Source organism: Vibrio sp. 10N.222.49.C12, assembly GCF_041475025.1.
In the GTDB taxonomy this organism is placed as follows: Bacteria; Pseudomonadota; Gammaproteobacteria; order Enterobacterales; family Vibrionaceae; genus Vibrio; species Vibrio crassostreae_C.
Genome location: NZ_JBFRVF010000013.1, coordinates 22,917 through 42,141, shown reverse-complemented (window position 1 = coordinate 42,141; position 19,225 = coordinate 22,917). Strand labels below are relative to the sequence as shown.

Here is a 19,225-nt window from a genome sequence, read left to right as displayed (position 1 = left end):
CCATAGTAGAGAACCTGCCGATTATGTTCGATGCGAATAACTAAAGTTTGCTACTTAGTTCTATCTTTTAAGTTTGGCAAGGCTTTAGGGATTTTCAAGCGAGCGGCAATTGAACGAGATTGACTCTGGCTTGATTTCTCGTTGGGCAAGTTACGTAACCCTTTCCATAAACGAGTGAATACGTTTTTATCTTCACATCCTTGTTGAAGGGCTTCGCTATCCTCTAGCCAACGCTTTTTCCCATTTGATTTACCATTTTTCGCTTTATCATGTTGCGCTTTATTCAGTTCTAACTGAGAGGTTTCGTTTCGCAATTGACGGTAGATAAAGGTTCTTAATGCAGCCCAATTACCTTGCTTGAGTAAACGACGTAATACCAACCAACTTGGTATTGGACGATTTGCGTAGTAACGCTTAACGGAAATAATCAACGCAATGCAGACTAATAACGCCAAACCAACAGTAATAAACACCGACATGTAGGCTTTGATGAAAGATTGGACTGTGTGTTTGGCTTCAAACACTTCTCCTTTTATCACCACGTTTTCAAGGCGTTGATTTTTGCTGTCCCACCACTGAAATGAAAACTCTGGCAGCGTAAACTCACCACCCTGCTGAATCACATATACAGTCTGTTCAACTCGGCTTGAGCGATAATCACCACGTTCTTGAGTGTCATCCAAACGGTTGGGCTGTGGGTAAGCTTGGAACTGCTTAGTGGACTTATTGGTTAGCACATCTGGCAGCAACACAGAAAAGCTGTCTTTTGCCTTAATCGTGATAGTTCGAGTAATAGCATCGCCAACTTTTAGCTCTTCACTTGAGCGTTGCCATTGCTGCTCTATATCTACTTCTGTCGCAGAAAACCAAGGCGTTTCATTATCGAGTAAACCTGAAGGCAACGAAGCTTCAAACTTAATCGGCTGCGTGTAAAGCGTACCGCCCACGTTTGAACCATCAGGAGCAGAAACTTGGATACGAACCGGTACGGTTGGAATAACAAACTCACCGGAAGTCATCGGATAAAGCGTCACTTCCCAACGCTGACGTGACCATGTAGTACCACCGACTCTTTCTGTGTAGTTCGTCGCGAGTTGGTTACGCTGCTTAGCGATAACGTTAGGGATTTCGATACTGCCGATTCGAGTGCCGCCCGTTAACCAGCGCGGTGTCGCCACCTCAATGTTCAGAATGACCTGCTCATTTACGCTGACTTTGCCCGGCGTTATTTTGTCGCCTGACTTGGGTTTCTCGCCAATCCAAGCGATAAGCTCAACGTCACCACTTTTTTGCAGATCGAAGATATCGGCAGCAGAAGCAACAGCAGGAAAAAACCAACTCAACATAAGAGTCATCGACAACAACCATGTGCGGGCTGTGAATCGCGCTCGCTTTGATTGAATCGCTTCAAGAGCTAAATCATATCGACTCATTGCGTTTGCTCCTGTTTTGACGCTTGTTCGATGGAAGGCGCAGGATCTCTTAACTGAATTTGGAATTTGGATTTCAAGAAGAACTTAGGATCGGCTTCTACTCGCTTTAACCACTTGTCGGCAAGCTCTTGGCTGCCCAAAATCTCATTCGCGTTAAGTGTTTCCTTAAGCATCAATTCCGCTACCGTTTCTTCTTCAGCGCCATCACCCGTTCGCGGCTGATCGTCTTCGAGTTCTAAAGATTCTTCAGGGCCATCTGTGGTTCCAGACTGGCTTTCACTGGTTCGGTTTACCTCTTCGACAATTCCACTAAGCACAGCAAGATTGTTCTCCACATCCGTTCTTAGTTCTGGTGACAGATCCTCTTTCTCACTTAATGATTTCAAGAGGTCTCGTGCGGCAAGGTATTCACGCTGCCTAGCTAACGCACTCGCTGCATTGTACAAACCAAGGTCAGTTTTGGTTTGCAAAAACGCACTGTGAGCGAGCTTAAAATCACGAGCATAGTAATAAGCCGCGCCCTTTCGCATTGGGTCAGTAAAATGTTTGGCAGCTTGAAGATATTCTTTCTGATTCAACAGGCGTTGACCTTGCTGATCGGGCGTTAACCATAAGTCCCACCACCATTGAGCTGTTTTGTCCCAAGTAGTAACCGACTCCACCACAACTGGTTTCTCAGCGGTTAAGTTGACTGTTTTCGCCAAAGTGTCTGGTGAATACATGCTGCTTGTGATCATCAAACCAACGACACACCACTGCACCAACCACCCTTTTCTGAACCATAGCAACATAATGAAAGCCATTGGAATAAGCAGTCCATAGCCCATGTCTTTCCAAGGCATTGAAGATTCGCCGTTGAGCTGCATGTTTCTTTCAACCGCTCTGTTCAGTTGTTGGATATCCGAATCATCAACGGTCACTTCAATCACTCGTCCACCCGTCTTACTCGCTAAGTTACGCAGTGAATCTAGGTCGACAGGGTTATCGCTCACCACATTACTGTTTCCTGCGGCGAGAATGAGCAACTGATACGGATTGTCGTTAAAGAAACTCTCGTACGCCCTAATGGCGCTTGGGTTTACACCATCTGATACCAACAGTACAGAAGAGCCTAACTCACCAGACAGTTGCTGATTAATCAGTGGCAGTGCTTCTTCTGCTGACTTACCTGATACCGGCATGATATCGGGTGTGATAGCCGCTAGAAACGGTTCAAACACCTTGCTGTCTTGCGTGACGGGCATCGCCACGTGTGCGCTGCCTGCATAAACCACTAAGCCCGTATTACCGCCTTTGCGAGCTGCCAATAAGTCTCTAATTTTCTGCTTAGATCGTTCCAAGCGACTTGGAGGCAAATCTTTAGCAAGCATAGATTCACTACTATCAAGCACAACCAACATCGACGCTTTGTCTTCACCAAAAGGCGAAGCCTCACGCTGCCATGTTGGGCCAGAACAGATAATGATGGCGATAGTCACAATCACCACCAATAGCTTCAACGGCAGTTGCTTGTGCCAGCCTGTTTCGCCAATCGTCAATGCATCACGTAAATGTGTAGGTAAAATGTCTTTCCACGTTGGTTTGGTCTCTTCTCTCCAACGAACCCATAACAGGAAGAACATCGGAATAAAGGCCAACAACCACAAAGGTCGGATAAAATGAAACTGGGTAAAGAACTGTTGTATCGTGAGAGAATCAGGCATCACTCTCTCCTTTCAAATTCTTAGCCGAAGAAGCGAGCAGCGATCTTCGGCGTATCGTTGCTAAGCTGAATGCGGTCAAATACATCACTACAACAATCGCCATCAAATAGTGGTGCAGCCCCTGTTTAGGGCGATAAGTGGTACTTTCATATAACTGAGGTTCAAGCTCACCAATCTGAGCATAGGCTTTGGTCAGTTCGTCGCGGTTAAGTGCTTCAAAGGCTTCGCCACCTGACTCTTGAGCGACACGCTTGATGGTTTCCATATCCAGAGCAACCTCTCCAACGGTTTGCGGATCGCCCATGGCGATCACGTGAATACGAACGCCTTTCGCCTTCGCAACTTTGGCGGCATCAATCGGTTCAACAAAACTTCCTGTATCATTACCGTCTGTTAATACGATCACGACTTTCTCTTTTTCGTTGGTGTCGACGTTTGAATCTTGAACGGCAGCACTTTGCTTTTCACTTTGTTCAAACACCTTGATCGCCAAGCCAATTGCATCGCCCAAGTGCGTACTTTGCCCTGCCATCGCGACATCGGTTTGATTAAGCAGTTCAAGCCATACATCTTGGTCCGCGGTAAATGGCGTTTGTACAAACGCTGCATCACCAAACAAGATCAAACCGAGTCGGTCACCTTTTCTGGTTTTCGCAAAATCAGCCAGCACCTCTTTGGTCGCATCTAAACGAGAGATTTTATCGCCTTGTTTAGAAGTGAAATCTTGCTCCGCCATTGAGCCAGACAAATCGACCACCACCATCACATCACGACCCAATTGTTCGCGAACCTGTGGCTCACCAAGAATGGTTGGTTTCGCTAACGCACACACGACCAATACCCAAGTAATAATGAGCGTGGTTCGTTGCCACCAGCTTGGAGTTAACTGGCTTGCACCTTCTGACGGTGCTTCCCCAATCGCTTCTACCAATTCTCGAAAAAATGGCACCTTAATCGCCATTTGCTTAGTTCGATAAGCTGGCACCGCAAAGTAGACCAACAACGGTAAAGGCAGCGCAATAAACCACAGCGGATGCGCAAATTCAAAGCTGGAAGATAAAACATCAAACATTGTCTTGCCCCTCAACCGTTACCTGTACATTCGGCTTGTGAAGTTTTAGCCACATCATCGCGGTTTGAATTACCTCTAAACGCTGTTCAAAGCTCAAACGCACATTAGTATCAATTAGGCTTTGCATCCATAATTCCGAAATTTCATCGGCAAAGAACGCATTGCTGTTTTCACTCGTGTTGGCGCTAACAGGCAGATAAGCGTTCAAACGGTTCACGTAAGCTTGGCCAAACAACTTGGCATTACTGCTGTCTAGGTAACGAAGCACCACTTTGAGGACTTTAAAGGTTCGTTCGGTTGAGTTCTTGTCTCTTGCATCCAGTACCATGAGTTCTTGAAGCGCTTCTTTGCGATAACGGTTATTCCACCACCTTAACGCCAAGCGATAAGCCAGATAGATAGCGACCAATAACAGAATAACGCCAAGGATCTTCCAGCCGATCGTTTGAGGAGCCCAGCTCACACTGTCAGGAATCGCTACATCGTGCAGTTCGCGGAGGATATAGGTACTTGGGGGAGTATGTTCAACAGCCATTTAGCGCCCTCCCACTAGTTTCTGCAGCTGTGATATGTGATTGCCCGACGTGTCTAATTCTATATAAGGGAGGTTTTTCATCGCCATCAATTTAGCAAGGGACAGTTTCTGAAGTGCCGCTTTTTGGGCAAGGCTTTCACTTGCGAGGTTAACCTTAGATTGGCTATCCAGATTAAGTTGAAAGCGACCATCACCCACCACCCAGTTTGCGCTTGCAAGATCTTGAGGCAATGACTGTTCTAATGAATCGGTGACCATAATGGCCAAGATATCGTTGTGTTGCTGTAACTGCTTTAGTCGATCGAGATGTTGTTCTCGGCAGTCTCGCCAGTCACTAATGAATATCAAGGTTGATTGCTTGAGTCTCATTCGTTTGATCAGTTCAATCCACTGGCTAAAACCAACATTATCGCCATCACTTACATTGACGCCTAAGCTTTGATTGGCTTTGGTAAGATGTTTTAGCTGAGCCAACAAATCAGATTGAGAACGTTGAGCTTTGGTATGAAACAGTTTTTGGTGCGAGGCCAAAACGAAGCCGACACGATCACCATCTTTCAGCACTCGCCATCCACACAATGCCGCCACTTCGGCAGCCACAACAGATTTCATGGTGTTTTGAGACGCAAAGAACATCGAACTGCGCTGATCGACACAGATCATCACATTACGGTCTTTCTCTTCGGTATAGCTACGAATATGAGGCTTACCCGTTCGCATCGTAACTTTCCAATCGAGATTACGGATATCATCACCCAATTGGTAATGACGTAATTCTTCGAAGTTCAAACCACGACCACGGAACAAAGAGTTATGTCTGCCCGAAAGTACGCTGCCCGCTTTTAAATGAGGTAACAGTGAAAACGACTCAGCTTGAGCCTGAATTCGCACTAACCTTGAATAATCACAATACAGTCGTGGATCAAGGCCTTGCGATTTGGGAGCTTGTGTTGGCTTCGCCATGACGCCCCCTAGTTATCCAATCTCAACATTATCGAGCAGTTCTTCAACCACTCTTTGATGGTCAACACCATCGGCCAATGCGTCGTAAGACAACGAGAATCGGTGACCTAATACGGTTGGTAACATGGCACGCACATCGTCCAACGTGACATGGTCACGTCCTTGCAACCATGCATAAGCGCGAGCACATTTATCCAACGCGATGGAAGCACGCGGACTTGAACCAATCTCAATCCATTTAGACAAGTTTGATTCTGGGTAACGCTCTGGCTTACGAGTTGCGATCACCAAGGCCACAATGTAGTTCTCAACTAAATCAGAAACGGCAATGTCTGGAAGTTGGCGCCGAGCTTCAAGTACCAACTCAGGTTCAATATGTTGTGGCGTGACTAATTCTGAACTGGTCTCGCTACCGAGTTCCTCACTGCGCACAAGTCGAATGATGTCGCGTTCAGCTTCATCTTCTGGATAGTCGACTGTCACTTTCATAATGAAACGGTCCATTTGTGCTTCAGGCAGTGGATACGTACCTTCTTGCTCAACTGGGTTTTGTGTGGCTAGCACCATGAACAAATCTGGCAGGATGTGAGTTTGACCACCCACCGTAATCGTCCCTTCCGCCATCGCTTCAAGCAGAGCAGCCTGTACTTTTGCAGGCGCACGGTTCACTTCATCGGCTAATACAATGCTGTTGAAAATAGGACCCGGTTGGAAATGCAACTGAGGCTTTCCATCAAGCTCTTGATACACCTCCGTGCCCGTCACATCAGATGGCAGCAGGTCTGGCGTAAATTGAATTCGACCAAAACTGGTGTTCAGTAGATTCGCCAGCGATTTTACTGAGCGAGTTTTCGCTGTACCGGGAAGTCCCTCTAAAAGCACATGGCCATTAGTCAATAACCCTATCACCAGAGCCCGAACGACGTGGCTCTGACCGATAACACTTTTCTCTGTTTGTTCAATCAGTTGGTTTATTGCTTGTTGCGCATGGTTCATAGGTCTTCCCTTAATTCAATCTGGCTGCGTACATCCTACTCACAAGCTCCATAACTATTAGTTATACACATGATAAACAGTTATAAACGCGATAATTGGTTACAAGCGGAATAAGCAGCAAGCTCGATAGCCAAGCTCACCTCATCGCTTTATTTAAACTTAGCTTTCAATTGGTTAATGGCTTCCGGCGGTGCCACTTTGCTCAATGATGAAATACATTGCTCAAACGCCTTTGGTACGCCCGGTATATGACTGTTTCGCGCCAACACTTCACACTGGGCATACAGGTGCTGTGGGTTGCGGCTAAATTGGTAAGCCTTATGCAGTGAATGACTTGCCGCAAGCACATCCGATTTTTCCAAAGCCAATCCGTACACATACCAATATTGAGGGTCGGTTTGCGCAGTTTCAGCGGCTTGTTTAAGGTAGTCCGTTGCTTGTTCGTAATCTTTCACACGAAGCAGAGACAATCCTGTGCTGTATGGCAAAACACTCGATTTAGGCTGAGCTTCAATACCTTGCTTCAAGGTCGACAACGCTTTTGCCTCGTTACCTTGCGCTCGATACAAATCTGCTAAATTGGCGTAGCTGTTTTCGAAATAAGGCTCAATCTCGATAGCGCCTAGATAAAACTCAATCGCTTTGTCGTGCTGGCCTAAATCTCGGTAAACGTTGCCTAGGTTAGTACGTCCAAATCCTCTGTCGGCATTAAATTGCTGTATTTCAATGTACTCTTCTAATGCAGGCTTGATTTGGTCTTTCTGCAGAGGGTTCATTTCTCCCCAATAACGCACTAATGCGCCTGCGGTTTCTGAACGAATCGACAATACAGGGTCTTTCAGTAGCGGCTCTAGAATTTGCCAACGGTCAGTGAATGGGAAACCAGACGAGCCTTGTACCACACCCAAACGGATCATTTCATCATCATGTTTCACCGCTCTTGCCAGCGAAATAAGCGTATTCTTACCCGTATTACCGCCCAAACGTTCTAAGCTCGATGCACGAATGATATTGCTTAAGCTAGAGTCCTGAGCCGAGTATGCCAACGCATCCTCTGCACCTCTGTGCCCTATCGAGTCAGCATAAAAGGCAACGGCAAAGTGCTGCTGATTACGATACTTAGAATCTGGGAACCACTCACCGATTTGCTTATCTGCCCACTGGTCGGTTTGATCTGCATGACAGCTAGTGCACACGTTCGGCGTTTTAATGTGTTGGCTAATATCAGGACGTGGGATATGCCAACTGTGGTCACGCCTTGGGTCGACCTCCATGTAAGTCGTCTCTGGCATGTGACAAGTCGTGCATTGTGAAGCTTCAGTATTCGCTTCGTGGAATGTGTGCTTTTCAGGAGTGTATTCTGATGCAATATGACATTGGCTACACACGGCTTCTTCCGCAATTTTTAGTTCAGCGGTATGAGGATCGTGGCAGTTAGTACATGTGACGCCTTTTTCAGCCATCACGGATTGAAGGAAAGATCCGTAAACGTAATCTTCATCGTAGATTTGACCATCGTTGTGGTAAAGCTCTGGGGTAATCAAGCTCAAGCGATACTTATCAAAGAAAGACCCGTTAACGTGATCACCCGTTTCATTTAACTGAGTACGACGGCTGTGGCATTGAGCACAGGTTTGAACTTGATTGGTATGGATGATGTCTTTTGGTTGCAGGGTTGAATTACCCTCTTGATAGATCCACTCTTTGACCGACTTCGACAAGTCGCGGTCAAAACCATAATGCGCCGAGACTGGAGCATCCTTTCCACCGTTAGCTTTGGCTTTCTGTTTATTTGCTAACAAGGCCTGTTCAACGTGCTCGCTTGCAGGGCCATGACACGCTTCACAACCGACATTAATCTCAGACCAAGTAGTGTTGTAGGTATTACTCGCGCTGTCGTAGTTTTTCTCTAGGTTCGTTGAATGGCAATCAGCACACGTGAAGTTCCAGTTTTGACCACTATTGGTCCAGTAGAATTCATCGGTGTTGGTGGTATCAGGATAGAGGTGAAACCAGCGTTGACCGCCTTCGCCCTCAGTGCGAGAATCCCAAGCGAAAGGAATCAACTGTACACGGCCGTCTTCAAATTCAACCATGTATTGTTGTAGTGGTTCAAAGGCAAAGGTATAGCTGATTTTGTAATCTTTAAAGTGGCCGTATTGCCCTTCAATATTGACCCAGAACTCTTCGCCCTTGCGGAAAAATCGGTTGGGTTTTCCGTCATGAGTGACCGTTTGATCGTTGAAATCACCTAATACAGATTCGTCTGTAGCGTGCTTCATCGCCATATCATGATGAGAGCCCTCCCACGCTTCGACTTCTGCACTATGACAATCAACACACGCTTCCGAACCGACATACGTGGCTTTAGAGCCGATAGGTAAAGCATGAGAGCTAACGTGCGAAGCTACAGAGTTGGCCTTTGAAATATCAGAGTTGATATTAGGGTCTTGCTCGTTGGCATAGGCGTTCAGACTGAACAGCGACAACATCAGTGAAGACAAGATTGCGGATAATACTGCGACTCGCTGGTGTTTCAATCCGTTTACCAGTGAGCACAACCATGCAGACATAACATTCCTTGTTTTTATACATCCTTATGCTTAATAAGGTAGACGCAAAAACAATGAATTTACAATTATTTAGTGGCAGCGAGCACGATAGTTGTGATTCATATTCACGACTGGTATTTACTCATCGATATGCGCAAAAAAAAGAGCTCTTAAGAGCTCTTTGTGTTTTCAGTTTCATTAAGCTATCAGTTTCAATAAACCAAAGCTTACTTGTTATGGTTCTCTTGAAGTTTTTCCATAACCTGATCCAAGCTAAAGCTTGCTGCTTTTTGGCGTGGTGGGTATTCAGCAAATGTTTCTAAGAATTTGCCCACATACGCTTGAGCAGGAACGAACATATAAGCGTGGTCTAACAACCAGTCGTAATATGTGTTCGAGGTAATATCTGCGTTTTCGTATGGGTCCATACGAAGGTTAAACAGCTTAGGAAGGCGTAACGTCACGAACGGTTCAGCCCAGATTTGCATCGTACCCGTTGCTCGTTGCTCCATGAACACCGCTTTCCATTGGTTATAACGAAGTGCTGCTAAATCACCATCATCGGTAAAGTAGAAGATCTCCGAACGACGACCTTTTTCTTCTTCACCCGTTAGATAAGGAAGAAAGTTATAACCATCTAGGTGAAGCTTAAACGTTTTATCACCTGCAGTATGGCCTTTCAGCAGTTTCTCTTTGATTTGATCATCACCTGCGGCTGCTACGAAGGTTGGCATCCAGTCCATGTGATGCATAATTTCGTTAGAGACACTGCCCGGTTCAATCTTACCAGGCCAACGAACCATTGCTGGTACACGGTATGCGCCTTCCCAGTTGGTGTTTTTCTCACCACGGAACGGGGTTGTGCCCGCATCAGGCCAAGAGTTCATGTGTGGACCATTATCCGTTGAGTAGAAAACAATCGTATTGTCTTTAATACCCAATTCGTCAACTTGTTTCAGTAACTGACCAACGTGGCGATCGTGCTCAACCATACCGTCGGCGTAATTGCTGATGCCGGTTACACCTTTGCTGTCTGGTTGCACATGCGTTCTAAAGTGCATGCGCGTTGCGTTCCACCAAACGAAGAATGGCTTGTCGGCTTTCACTGCGCGATCCATAAAATCAAGCGCGGCATCGAGCGTTTCTTCGTCAACGGTTTCCATACGCTTACGTGTTAATGGGCCCGTATCTTCAATCTTGCCGTCAGCAAATGATTTGATAACACCACGCGGGCCAAACTTCTTACGAAACTCTGGGTCGGTTGGGTAATCTTCATTTTCTGGTTCTTCTTCAGCATTTAGGTGATAAAGGTTGCCAAAAAATTCGTCAAACCCGTGCGCTGTTGGAAGAAATTCATCTTTATCGCCAAGGTGGTTTTTACCAAATTGACCTGTCATGTAACCCATAGGTTTCAGCATTTCTGCGATTGTCGCGTCTTCTGCTTGTAAGCCAATGTCTGCGCCCGGCAAACCTACTTTACTCAAACCCGTTCGTAATACACTTTGTCCCGTGATAAAGGTAGAGCGACCCGCAGTACAAGATTGCTCTGCGTAATAGTCCGTAAACATCATCCCTTCTTTCGCGATGCTATCAATATTCGGGGTTTTGTAACCCATGAGACCGAAGGTGTATGCACTCACATTGGATTGACCAATATCGTCCCCCCAAATGACCAATATATTTGGCTTTTCTGCCGCAAAAGTGGCGCTAGACGCGGCCATCATTGCTGTACCCAAAATCGCTAATCGACGTTTAGCGCCATATTTCGCTGTCATAGAAACCTCTTCGTAAGTTATTTGCATCCTGCCCTACAACGTATAGTCCATTTTTTGAACGATCGCGAGATTCGCTAAACTATTAATCTATTTGTCATTTTTATTGAGATATGGACACCGGAATCATCGATAAGGTTAACGCCAACAAACATGATAAGGATCACACATACAAACTAAGGACTTATTCATTCAACCCACTAAAAATGATATTGATCAATGGGTTAACTGAGCATCATAACGATTGGTTATAAGCACTATAAAAGGACGAAGCGGAATTTTGGGAATAACATTTGTTCATCGATGTGTTGCTCTAACGCATTAATCTTTAAAGTGAATCGGAGTCCTTATGGGTACTAAAATTAATAAACTAGCATTAGGTGTTGGCTTATTAGCAGCTTCTTCAGCGGCAACGGCAGCAGAAAAACCAAACATTCTTGCTATCTGGGGTGATGACATTGGTGTATTCAACATCAGTGCATACAACAACGGTATGATGGGTTACGAAACACCTAACATCGACCGTATAGCTAACGAAGGCGCACTATTTACTGACCACTACGGTCAACAATCGTGTACTGCTGGTCGTGCTGCATTCCTAACGGGTCAAGAACCTTTCCGTACAGGTCTATTAACTATCGGTATGCCAGGCTCTGATCACGGTATCCCAGATTGGGCTCCAACTATCGCAGACCTTCTTAAAGAACAGGGCTACATGACTGCTCAGTTCGGTAAGAACCACATGGGTGACCAAGATAAACACCTTCCAACGAACCACGGTTTTGACCAGTTCTTCGGTAACCTATACCACCTGAATGCAGAAGAAGAGCCAGAAACATACTACTACCCTAAAGATCCTGAGTTCCGTAAGAACTTTGGGCCTCGTGGTGTAATCAAATCAACTTCTGACGGTAAGATTGAAGATACTGGTCCTATGACGCGTAAACGTATGGAGCACGCGGATGAAGAGTTCCTAGAAGAATCTCTAGCCTTCATGGAAAAAGCAGTGAAAGCGGACAAACCATTCTTCATTTGGCACAACACAACACGTATGCACGTGTGGACTCGTCTACAAGAAAAATACCAAGGCGCATCGGGTATCAGCATTTACGCTGACGGCATGTTAGAGCACGATGACCAAGTAGGTATCCTACTAGACAAGCTTGATGAGCTTAAGATCGCAGACAACACCATCGTCATCTACTCTACTGATAACGGTGCAGAAACCGTATCTTGGCCTGATGGCGGTGCGACTTACTTCCACGGTGAGAAAGGTACAACTTACGAAGGCGGTATGCGTGTTCCTCAGCTAGTTCGCTGGCCTGGTACAATCAAGCCGGGAACTAAGATCAACGATATCATGAGTCACCAAGACTGGATTCCGACTCTACTAGCAGCAGCTGGTGATGATAAAGTGGTTGAGAAGCTGGCTTCTGATAAAGGTGCGACTTACAACGGTAAAAACTGGCGTGTACACCTAGATGGTTACAACTTCCTGCCTTACTTCCAAGGTAAAGAAGAGAAAGGCCCTCGTGATAGCATGCTTTACTTCTCTGCTAACGCTGAGTTAAACGCGGTACGTTGGAATGACTTCAAGATTTCGTTCGCTGTAATGGACGGTAACATCACAGATGCAGTACGTTTCCAACCAAACTGGCCTCAAGTCGTTCACCTACGTGCAGACCCATTCGAAAAAGCACCACACGAGTCTGGCATGTACCTGCGTTGGATGGCTGACAACATGTGGCTATTCGTTCCAGTAGGAAATCAGGTTCAAGAGTTTATGACGACGCTACCAGATTACCCTATGCAGAATAGCCAAGTACTGAACCCAGGTAACTTCAACCAGAATGCATACATGCTTCAAGGTAAACTTAAGCAACTAGAAGCGGCAGCAGCGCAAGCTAAATAAGCCTATCTAGGCGATGCAAACTGTATAGATGTGTATTTAACTAAGATTTATAGTAAGTACATAATCGAGTACGAAAGCCGTGATAACTCACTTGAGTTACCACGGCTTTCTTCGTTTAACGCCATTCGGCTTGATTTCATTTGAAAGAGCTTCATTCAATTCTGACTAGACCTCCCTATCAATCCCCGCTAGATAACCGCCTAAGCGATTTAATTTCCTACCACTTGTCTTGCAACATCACATATGCGCAACTAGCTTTATAAATAACACCTATCATTGGAAAGTAAAATGAAGGTGATATCAGAAGGATTCTGAGTTGCCATAATTGTCAAACTAGATGGACTAATGTTATGAAAACGCCATATTTAGCAGGAATAAGCATCATTGTCATTGTCGTTTCAGTCGCTTTGCTAGTTTATGACGCGGCCTCTTCAAAAATGCACACCTCGTTCGAACACAAAAAAAATCACGCCCATGAAAGCAATCATGATGACTCTCACTCTTCAGGGCACTCCGCCCATTCCGAAGAAAAGCACGCACATAAAACCGTCGCTTCAAGCCAACCCATATCTCCGATTCCAAACTCTCCCGAGATAAATCATGAGCTGGCCAAAATTGGTTGGGTGCTATTTAAAGACCCGAACCTTTCTTCTAACCGCAGTGTGAGCTGTGAAAGTTGTCATAGCCTGCAAACCAACGGCGCAGAGGTAATTCCAGTTTCGATTGGCGTAAACGGCGCAGGGATGAGAAATTCACTCACCGTTTTTAACGCAGTCTTTAACTATCGGTTCTTCTGGGATGGTCGAGTAAACAACCTCGGCGATCAAATTGATGGCCCAGTGCACAACGTCGATGAAATGGATTCAAACTGGCAACATATTACGGATTATGTGTCTCAATCGAAAACTTACATCGACTTATTCCAAGAACAATCAACGCCCATTGACGAAGCTTCAATTAAGGCTGCTCTTATTGAATTTATGCAGGGTTTGACCACACCCAATGCCCCTTTCGACCTGTATTTACAAGGTGACAGCGCAGCACTTTCTGAAACCGCCAAACGAGGTTGGGAAACTTTTCAAGAAGAAGGCTGTATTCGTTGCCACCAAGGTACCAACATTGGTGGAGGCATGGTGATGCGATTTGGTTACTTTGGGTTATCGAAAACAGGAGCCGAGCGAAGTGAAGACCAAGGTCGTTTTATGTTTACCGCTAAACCACAAGATAAGGATTTATTTCGTGTTGCGAGCTTAAGAAACGTGGCGATCACTGCACCCTATTTTCATGACGGGCAAACAGCCACACTCGAAGAAGCGATCAAAATAATGGGGGAAAGCCAACTCGGTAAAACGTTTGAAAAACAGACCATAAACGATATTAAAGTCTTCCTCGAATCCCTAACCGGTAACCGTCCTCAAATGTTAATGGAGTTTGAAAATGAATAAGATCAGACTCATATTTCTACTGTTTGTATCGCTTTTCATCGGCTTAATTAGCTTTATTATGCTGACCTACTCCGAGCATGAAAAGGTCACCGAATATGGAGTGCCTATTCGGCAGTTAGGCCATGAAGTATTAGAAATGCGTGATCATATCACCAATGCAGCGCTTGCGGGTATTTCCAACCCTTATCAAATGTCTGCAGATTTGGTTGCTTTAGAAAGAGAGTTGCAACTACTCAGAGAAAGTTATCAAAGCGAGAATATTCACTCTACGTTCTTTAAACACTTACCGACAGCGCAATTATTGGATCGCTTTTACGATGCTTCAATGTCGAACTTAGATACGCTAGACAACCTAGTAGGACTTAGTGTGGCTCGTCAGTTTATTTTGCAATCTTTGACTCTACAACTCACAGAGAGCAACTCAACTGATGCTGAGATAAACAACGCAAATATCGACATTCAAAGCGCGCTTCTTGCGAGTGTGTTGGTTGGGGGAATCGAAATTAACCATTCAGGTGTTAACTCCGAGCTGGCGAACCTTTATAAAACGTTTACCGAACTCAACCAACAACAAAGTCAGCTGTTATCTCAAGTACTTTCAGCACACAGCATGGAGTATATTGAACATATTGAGCATGAGTTTACCGATCTGCAAGACCAACTTAGAAGTATCATCGTTAAGCTTATTATCGTTTTGGCGTTGCTGACTTTAGCGTTCTCATTCACCATGTTTATTTTTCGAGTCTTCGAACTCAAAAGAAACAACCTCTCCTATCAAGAAGCCGCAGACAAAGCAGAAAAAGCCAGCGAAGCAAAATCTCTCTTTCTCGCTACCATGAGCCACGAGTTACGCACCCCAATGAATGGCGTATTAGGCATCGCTCAGATAATCAAGGAGGATTCACACAGCGAGAATACTCGTAAACACGCCCAAATCATCATTGACTCTGGTCAGCATCTCGTCACCATATTGAATGACATTCTTGATTTTTCTAAGGTGGAGCAAGGCAAGATGGAGTTGGAATACAGCCCGTTCTCTGTCACCGACGTCGTGACACACCTTGATAAAACATTGACACCTCTTGCAGAAGACAAAGGCCTCGCTTTTATCATTAAAGATAACATTCCTACCAATATTCAGTTGATTGGTGACTCTGCACGTACACGTCAGATCTTATTTAACTTAGCAGGCAATGCAGTCAAATTTACTGAGTCAGGAAAGGTCGAAGTAGAATTCTTGATAGCCCCTACTACTCCACCAAGCGTGAATATTTTAGTGACGGATACGGGTATTGGTATAGCAGAAGACAAGATCGACCATATATTTACCGCCTTTGAACAAGCTGAGCTTTCAACAACCCGTAAGTTTGGTGGCACAGGGTTAGGGCTTTCCATTGTTCAGCAGTTAGTCGAACTGATGGGCGGAACAATTAAGGTTTCCAGCCAGCTTGGTTTGGGCACTCAATTTAAGATCTCTTTGCCGTTAGAAATGCATGAGCTTGAAGAACAAGTCATCGACCAAACGCCAACCAAAACCAATGAGACTCTCGATGACTTCTCAGTATTGTTAGTCGAAGATAACAAGATCAACGCAATGGTGATTAGGAAGTTCTGTGAGTCGATAAACTTAACGGTTGAGAATGCCTACGACGGTTTACAGGCCTTAGATAAGTTGGCGTCAAACCAATATGACCTGATCATAATGGACAACCATATGCCCAACATGAGCGGTATTGAAGCGATTCAAAAAATCCGTGGCGAACTCAAGCTGACTACGGTTGTTTTTGCATGTACCGCCGATGTATTCAAAGAGGCCCACGATGAATTCATCGAATCAGGCGCAGACTTTGTACTCACCAAACCGTTACAGAAAAACAGCTTACAAAACGCCATCAACGAGTTTCACCAACAGTTTGAGGTCAACCGCCATCACTCCGTTAACACACACAATCTTCCAAACAAGGAAAAAAGTAACATCACGATGTTAACGCGTCACCCTAAGAACAAATTGCCACTCACAGAGGAAGAACTGTCGCGTAGCCAATTGTTAGCTAACGATGAGCTTAAATCAGACGAAAAGCTCAAATGCTTAACTTCTCTCGTTGATGAGCTAGAAAACGAAATCGATGAGTTGATAGAGCTATTTTCGGATGCCAAGCAAGATGATCTATCCAGAACATTAAAGGCGGTTAAAGCGATTGCATCAAGGTATGAAATGAGTGAAGTATTCGAGCTCGCAACCGAAGCTGAGAAGGTAACGGAGAAGCACATCATGCCCGAGGCTGAATTACTTCAGCAACTCATCAATCGCTTGATAGTCAACAGCCATCAAGCAACACGATTAATACACAAACTCCATCAGCAACGAAAAACGGGGTAAAAGAAGGTGTCATATGATATGGAATGTAAATTTACCTAGCACTGGCCACATTTATTCTTAGCACTCGGTGCCACAATCATTTTTGTGGTCGACTGTCATGTTCCTTTGGGCATTGCCATGGCCGTGCCCTACATAACGATAGTCTTGCTCGCAGCCACAACGAAAGATCCACTATCAGCCGTGATGTGGGCTATTGGCTGCACCTTACTTACCTTATTGGGTTACTACTTATCTGGTAGCGGCAGCGAAACCTGGTTTGTCGCCTTCAACCGAATCATTACCATCTATGCCATTTGGGTGGCGGCAATTATTCCTATTTATATCTCTTTACCTTCTCCTCAAGCCTCACTGGACGTCGATGATGACGTGACAGAGGAAAGTTCAAGATCACGCCCTCACTCGCACAGAAACCATACAATCGACACGTTCAAAAACTAGGCTTTGGTTAAGTTTCGGTGAATTTTTCAAAATCGAGACAAGGCAGCTTGAAATACTGCTTTATGCATGCGAGTGTAGAACAACTCACCTAAATAACTGTATGACTATGAAAACATTACAATCCATTGCGCTGCTTTCGACAATTATCGCAGCGCCACAAGTGTTAGCTGACGTAACAATTGAAGTTCCTTCTAGCGCAGATGCTTTAGTCGAAGTCTTAGCTGTTAATGAGGCTAAACCTGATCTCGACGGTGGTTTCTTCTCTTCGAGCAAAACGATCACCGTTCCAGATGGCGTAAACCAAATCGTTTTCAAATATCAACTGGCTTTCAGCCAAGGTAACGACCGAGAGTTTGTCGATAGCGATACCATTATTGCTACTTTTGATGCGACAGACACAGCATTGACGTTTGACATGCCTAAGTTCCGTAACACCAACGAAGCGAAAAAAGGCCTTCAAAACTTAGATTGGAAACTGGTTGATAAAAACCAAAATGCAATCAGTGTTAAGCAAGACAAACTTATCAAAGATGGCATGCAGATTGGTCGTAAGTACCCACAAGAAGCGAAGGAGTACAACCAGAAAGGCGGCATCGCTGCACTTACAGTAGGTGCTAGCGCGGGCGTAGCAGCTGCTGTCGCACAACCGGTAACGCTTCCAGCAAAGATTGACGGAAATGCAGCAAATACAGCTGAAGAGATGCTCTATTTCTGGTACGAAAAAGCGGATGCTGAAACCAAGCAGAAATTCAAAGACTACGTGAACAAGTAGCTCAATGAGCTTAATTTAAAAATGAAAGAAGCTGGCAAACTGCCAGCTTCTTTTTTGTCTTCATCTAGATGATTTAGGCTTATAGAGATTAAGCAGACTCAGTCGATAACACTTTACCATCCACTTTAGTTGGCCATCCTAGCGCTTTATACTCAGCTGCTAGTAAATGGGCACAGCGGCTAGAAATTCTGGTCAAAATCAGCTTTAGCTAAGTAACCTTGAACAAGCTCTCGATATTGCTGCTTCAATGGCGCTTCAATAAAGCTCGCGTCTATCGCATTCAAACTAAACAGCGCTAACTCCTGATGCGTCATCTCATGAGCTTGGCTCACCGCATTAAAGTTATCCGACATGTAACCACCAAAATAAGCAGGGTCATCCGAGTTAATCGTTACAGCCACACCCTTTCTGAGCAGTTCGACAATGTTGTGGTCTTCCATCACATCGAATACACGCAATTTAATATTCGACAGTGGGCACACCGTCAGTGGCATTTTGGTTTCAATCAGCTCTTCGATTAGAGCTTCGTCTGTCATGCACTGGACACCATGATCCACTCGACTCACGCTGAGCATTTCAATCGCATCGACAATGTTTTGAGCCGGCCCTTCTTCTCCTGCATGCGCCACCGTCAAGAAGCCCGCTTGTTTTGCTTGTTGGAATACACGCTTGAACTTCTCTGGTGGGTGTCCTAATTCAGAAGAGTCCAGTCCAACCCCGACGATCTTATCTTGATGCTTCAATACCTCTGCGAACGTTTGAATGGCGCTCTCTTCAGATAAATGGCGCAGAAAACATGCGATGATTTGAGAGGTAATGCCCAACTCTTTATGACCCTGTTCAAGCGCACGATGAATGCCGTTAATAGCGGTGTCGAATGCAATGCCACGATCGGTATGTGTCTGAGGATCAAAGAAAATCTCAGTATGGATAACATTGTAGGCTTTACAGCGTTCTAGATAAGCCCATGTTAAGTCGTAGAAATCCTGTTCTGTGCGCAGTGCATCAGCACCTTGATAATAGATATCCAGAAATGACTGTAAATCATCAAATTCGTATGCGCGTCTTAGTTGCTCTGGGGATGAATAAGGCAGCTCAATGCCATTGCGTTGAGCAAGCTGGAAAAGTAACTCAGGTTCGAGCGAACCTTCAATGTGTAAATGCAACTCTACTTTTGGGGGCCCTTGAATAAATGCGTTCATATTTCACCTACTATGGATTTTAGGTGTGCACTTACTCTGAATAATAGACA

At 45.0% G+C, this 19,225-nt stretch carries 13 protein-coding genes and 1 pseudogene; 5 read left to right on the top strand and 9 right to left on the bottom strand.

Annotated features, from left to right (window positions below; translation table 11 throughout):
• Positions 1-50 precede the first annotated feature (50 nt).
• The 8 genes from AB4583_RS04185 to AB4583_RS04150 all read right to left on the bottom strand — a co-directional run bounded on the left by AB4583_RS04185 (position 51) and on the right by AB4583_RS04150 (position 11,029).
• Positions 51-1,433, bottom strand: a complete 1,383-nt coding sequence (locus AB4583_RS04185) for a BatD family protein (RefSeq protein WP_372116546.1) — start codon at positions 1,431-1,433, stop codon at positions 51-53.
• Complete coding sequence (locus tag AB4583_RS04180; protein WP_372116545.1) at positions 1,430-3,136, bottom strand: VWA domain-containing protein; 1,707 nt, start codon at positions 3,134-3,136, stop codon at positions 1,430-1,432. Before AB4583_RS04180 ends, AB4583_RS04185 begins: the two co-directional genes overlap by 4 nt.
• A complete protein-coding gene (locus AB4583_RS04175) occupies positions 3,129-4,208 on the bottom strand; it encodes a VWA domain-containing protein (RefSeq protein WP_372116543.1) in 1,080 nt (359 codons plus the stop codon). The genes AB4583_RS04180 and AB4583_RS04175 overlap by 8 nt, the downstream gene beginning before the upstream one ends.
• Positions 4,201-4,743 carry a DUF4381 domain-containing protein gene (locus tag AB4583_RS04170; RefSeq protein ID WP_372116542.1) on the bottom strand — a complete coding sequence of 181 codons (543 nt, stop codon included), beginning with the start codon at positions 4,741-4,743 and terminating at the stop codon, positions 4,201-4,203. The genes AB4583_RS04175 and AB4583_RS04170 overlap by 8 nt, the downstream gene beginning before the upstream one ends.
• Positions 4,744-5,706: a DUF58 domain-containing protein gene (locus AB4583_RS04165; RefSeq protein ID WP_108208754.1), complete on the bottom strand. Its 963-nt coding sequence runs from the start codon at positions 5,704-5,706 to the stop codon at positions 4,744-4,746. It abuts the gene before it with no gap.
• A gap of 12 nt (positions 5,707-5,718) precedes the next feature.
• Positions 5,719-6,702: an AAA family ATPase gene (locus AB4583_RS04160; RefSeq protein WP_372116540.1), complete on the bottom strand. Its 984-nt coding sequence runs from the start codon at positions 6,700-6,702 to the stop codon at positions 5,719-5,721.
• Between the two features lie 149 nt (positions 6,703-6,851).
• Positions 6,852-9,275, bottom strand: coding sequence for a tetratricopeptide repeat protein (locus AB4583_RS04155; RefSeq protein ID WP_372116538.1), 2,424 nt, complete (start codon positions 9,273-9,275; stop codon positions 6,852-6,854).
• A gap of 206 nt (positions 9,276-9,481) precedes the next feature.
• Entirely contained in the window at positions 9,482-11,029 is a 1,548-nt protein-coding gene (locus AB4583_RS04150) for an arylsulfatase (RefSeq protein ID WP_372116537.1), read from the bottom strand.
• A 346-nt stretch (positions 11,030-11,375) separates the two neighbouring features.
• Between AB4583_RS04150 and AB4583_RS04145 the strand changes: the two genes are divergently transcribed.
• The 5 genes and pseudogenes from AB4583_RS04145 to AB4583_RS04125 all read left to right on the top strand — a co-directional run bounded on the left by AB4583_RS04145 (position 11,376) and on the right by AB4583_RS04125 (position 17,973).
• A complete protein-coding gene (locus tag AB4583_RS04145; RefSeq protein WP_017069862.1) occupies positions 11,376-12,938 on the top strand; it encodes an arylsulfatase in 1,563 nt (520 codons plus the stop codon).
• A gap of 350 nt (positions 12,939-13,288) precedes the next feature.
• Positions 13,289-14,383 (top strand): cytochrome-c peroxidase, encoded by a 1,095-nt coding sequence (locus AB4583_RS04140; protein WP_372116535.1) that lies wholly within the window; start codon positions 13,289-13,291, stop codon positions 14,381-14,383.
• Positions 14,376-16,763, top strand: a complete 2,388-nt coding sequence (locus tag AB4583_RS04135) for an ATP-binding protein (protein WP_372116533.1) — start codon at positions 14,376-14,378, stop codon at positions 16,761-16,763. The genes AB4583_RS04140 and AB4583_RS04135 overlap by 8 nt, the downstream gene beginning before the upstream one ends.
• A 13-nt stretch (positions 16,764-16,776) precedes the next feature.
• Positions 16,777-17,201 (top strand): annotated as a pseudogene (locus AB4583_RS04130) (hypothetical protein).
• A 106-nt stretch (positions 17,202-17,307) separates the two neighbouring features.
• Positions 17,308-17,973, top strand: coding sequence for a DUF2057 family protein (locus AB4583_RS04125; RefSeq protein ID WP_017060014.1), 666 nt, complete (start codon positions 17,308-17,310; stop codon positions 17,971-17,973).
• 179 nt (positions 17,974-18,152) lie between these two features.
• Here the strand turns inward: AB4583_RS04125 and AB4583_RS04120 are convergent, their stop codons facing one another.
• Positions 18,153-19,175, bottom strand: a complete 1,023-nt coding sequence (locus AB4583_RS04120; protein WP_372116531.1) for an adenosine deaminase — start codon at positions 19,173-19,175, stop codon at positions 18,153-18,155.
• Between the last annotated feature and the right edge of the window lie 50 nt (positions 19,176-19,225).

Bases quoted from the DNA above. Each gene is read 5' to 3' on its own strand.
- AB4583_RS04185 (WP_372116546.1), bottom strand. From the start codon at position 1,433: ATGAGTCGATATGATTTAGCTCTTGAAGCGATTCAATCAAAGCGAGCG.
- AB4583_RS04180 (WP_372116545.1), bottom strand. From the start codon at position 3,136: ATGCCTGATTCTCTCACGATACAACAGTTCTTTACCCAGTTTCATTTT.
- AB4583_RS04175 (WP_372116543.1), bottom strand. From the start codon at position 4,208: ATGTTTGATGTTTTATCTTCCAGCTTTGAATTTGCGCATCCGCTGTGG.
- AB4583_RS04170 (WP_372116542.1), bottom strand. From the start codon at position 4,743: ATGGCTGTTGAACATACTCCCCCAAGTACCTATATCCTCCGCGAACTG.
- AB4583_RS04165 (WP_108208754.1), bottom strand. From the start codon at position 5,706: ATGGCGAAGCCAACACAAGCTCCCAAATCGCAAGGCCTTGATCCACGA.
- AB4583_RS04160 (WP_372116540.1), bottom strand. From the start codon at position 6,702: ATGAACCATGCGCAACAAGCAATAAACCAACTGATTGAACAAACAGAG.
- AB4583_RS04155 (WP_372116538.1), bottom strand. From the start codon at position 9,275: ATGTCTGCATGGTTGTGCTCACTGGTAAACGGATTGAAACACCAGCGA.
- AB4583_RS04150 (WP_372116537.1), bottom strand. From the start codon at position 11,029: ATGACAGCGAAATATGGCGCTAAACGTCGATTAGCGATTTTGGGTACA.
- AB4583_RS04145 (WP_017069862.1), top strand. From the start codon at position 11,376: ATGGGTACTAAAATTAATAAACTAGCATTAGGTGTTGGCTTATTAGCA.
- AB4583_RS04140 (WP_372116535.1), top strand. From the start codon at position 13,289: ATGAAAACGCCATATTTAGCAGGAATAAGCATCATTGTCATTGTCGTT.
- AB4583_RS04135 (WP_372116533.1), top strand. From the start codon at position 14,376: ATGAATAAGATCAGACTCATATTTCTACTGTTTGTATCGCTTTTCATC.
- AB4583_RS04125 (WP_017060014.1), top strand. From the start codon at position 17,308: ATGAAAACATTACAATCCATTGCGCTGCTTTCGACAATTATCGCAGCG.
- AB4583_RS04120 (WP_372116531.1), bottom strand. From the start codon at position 19,175: ATGAACGCATTTATTCAAGGGCCCCCAAAAGTAGAGTTGCATTTACAC.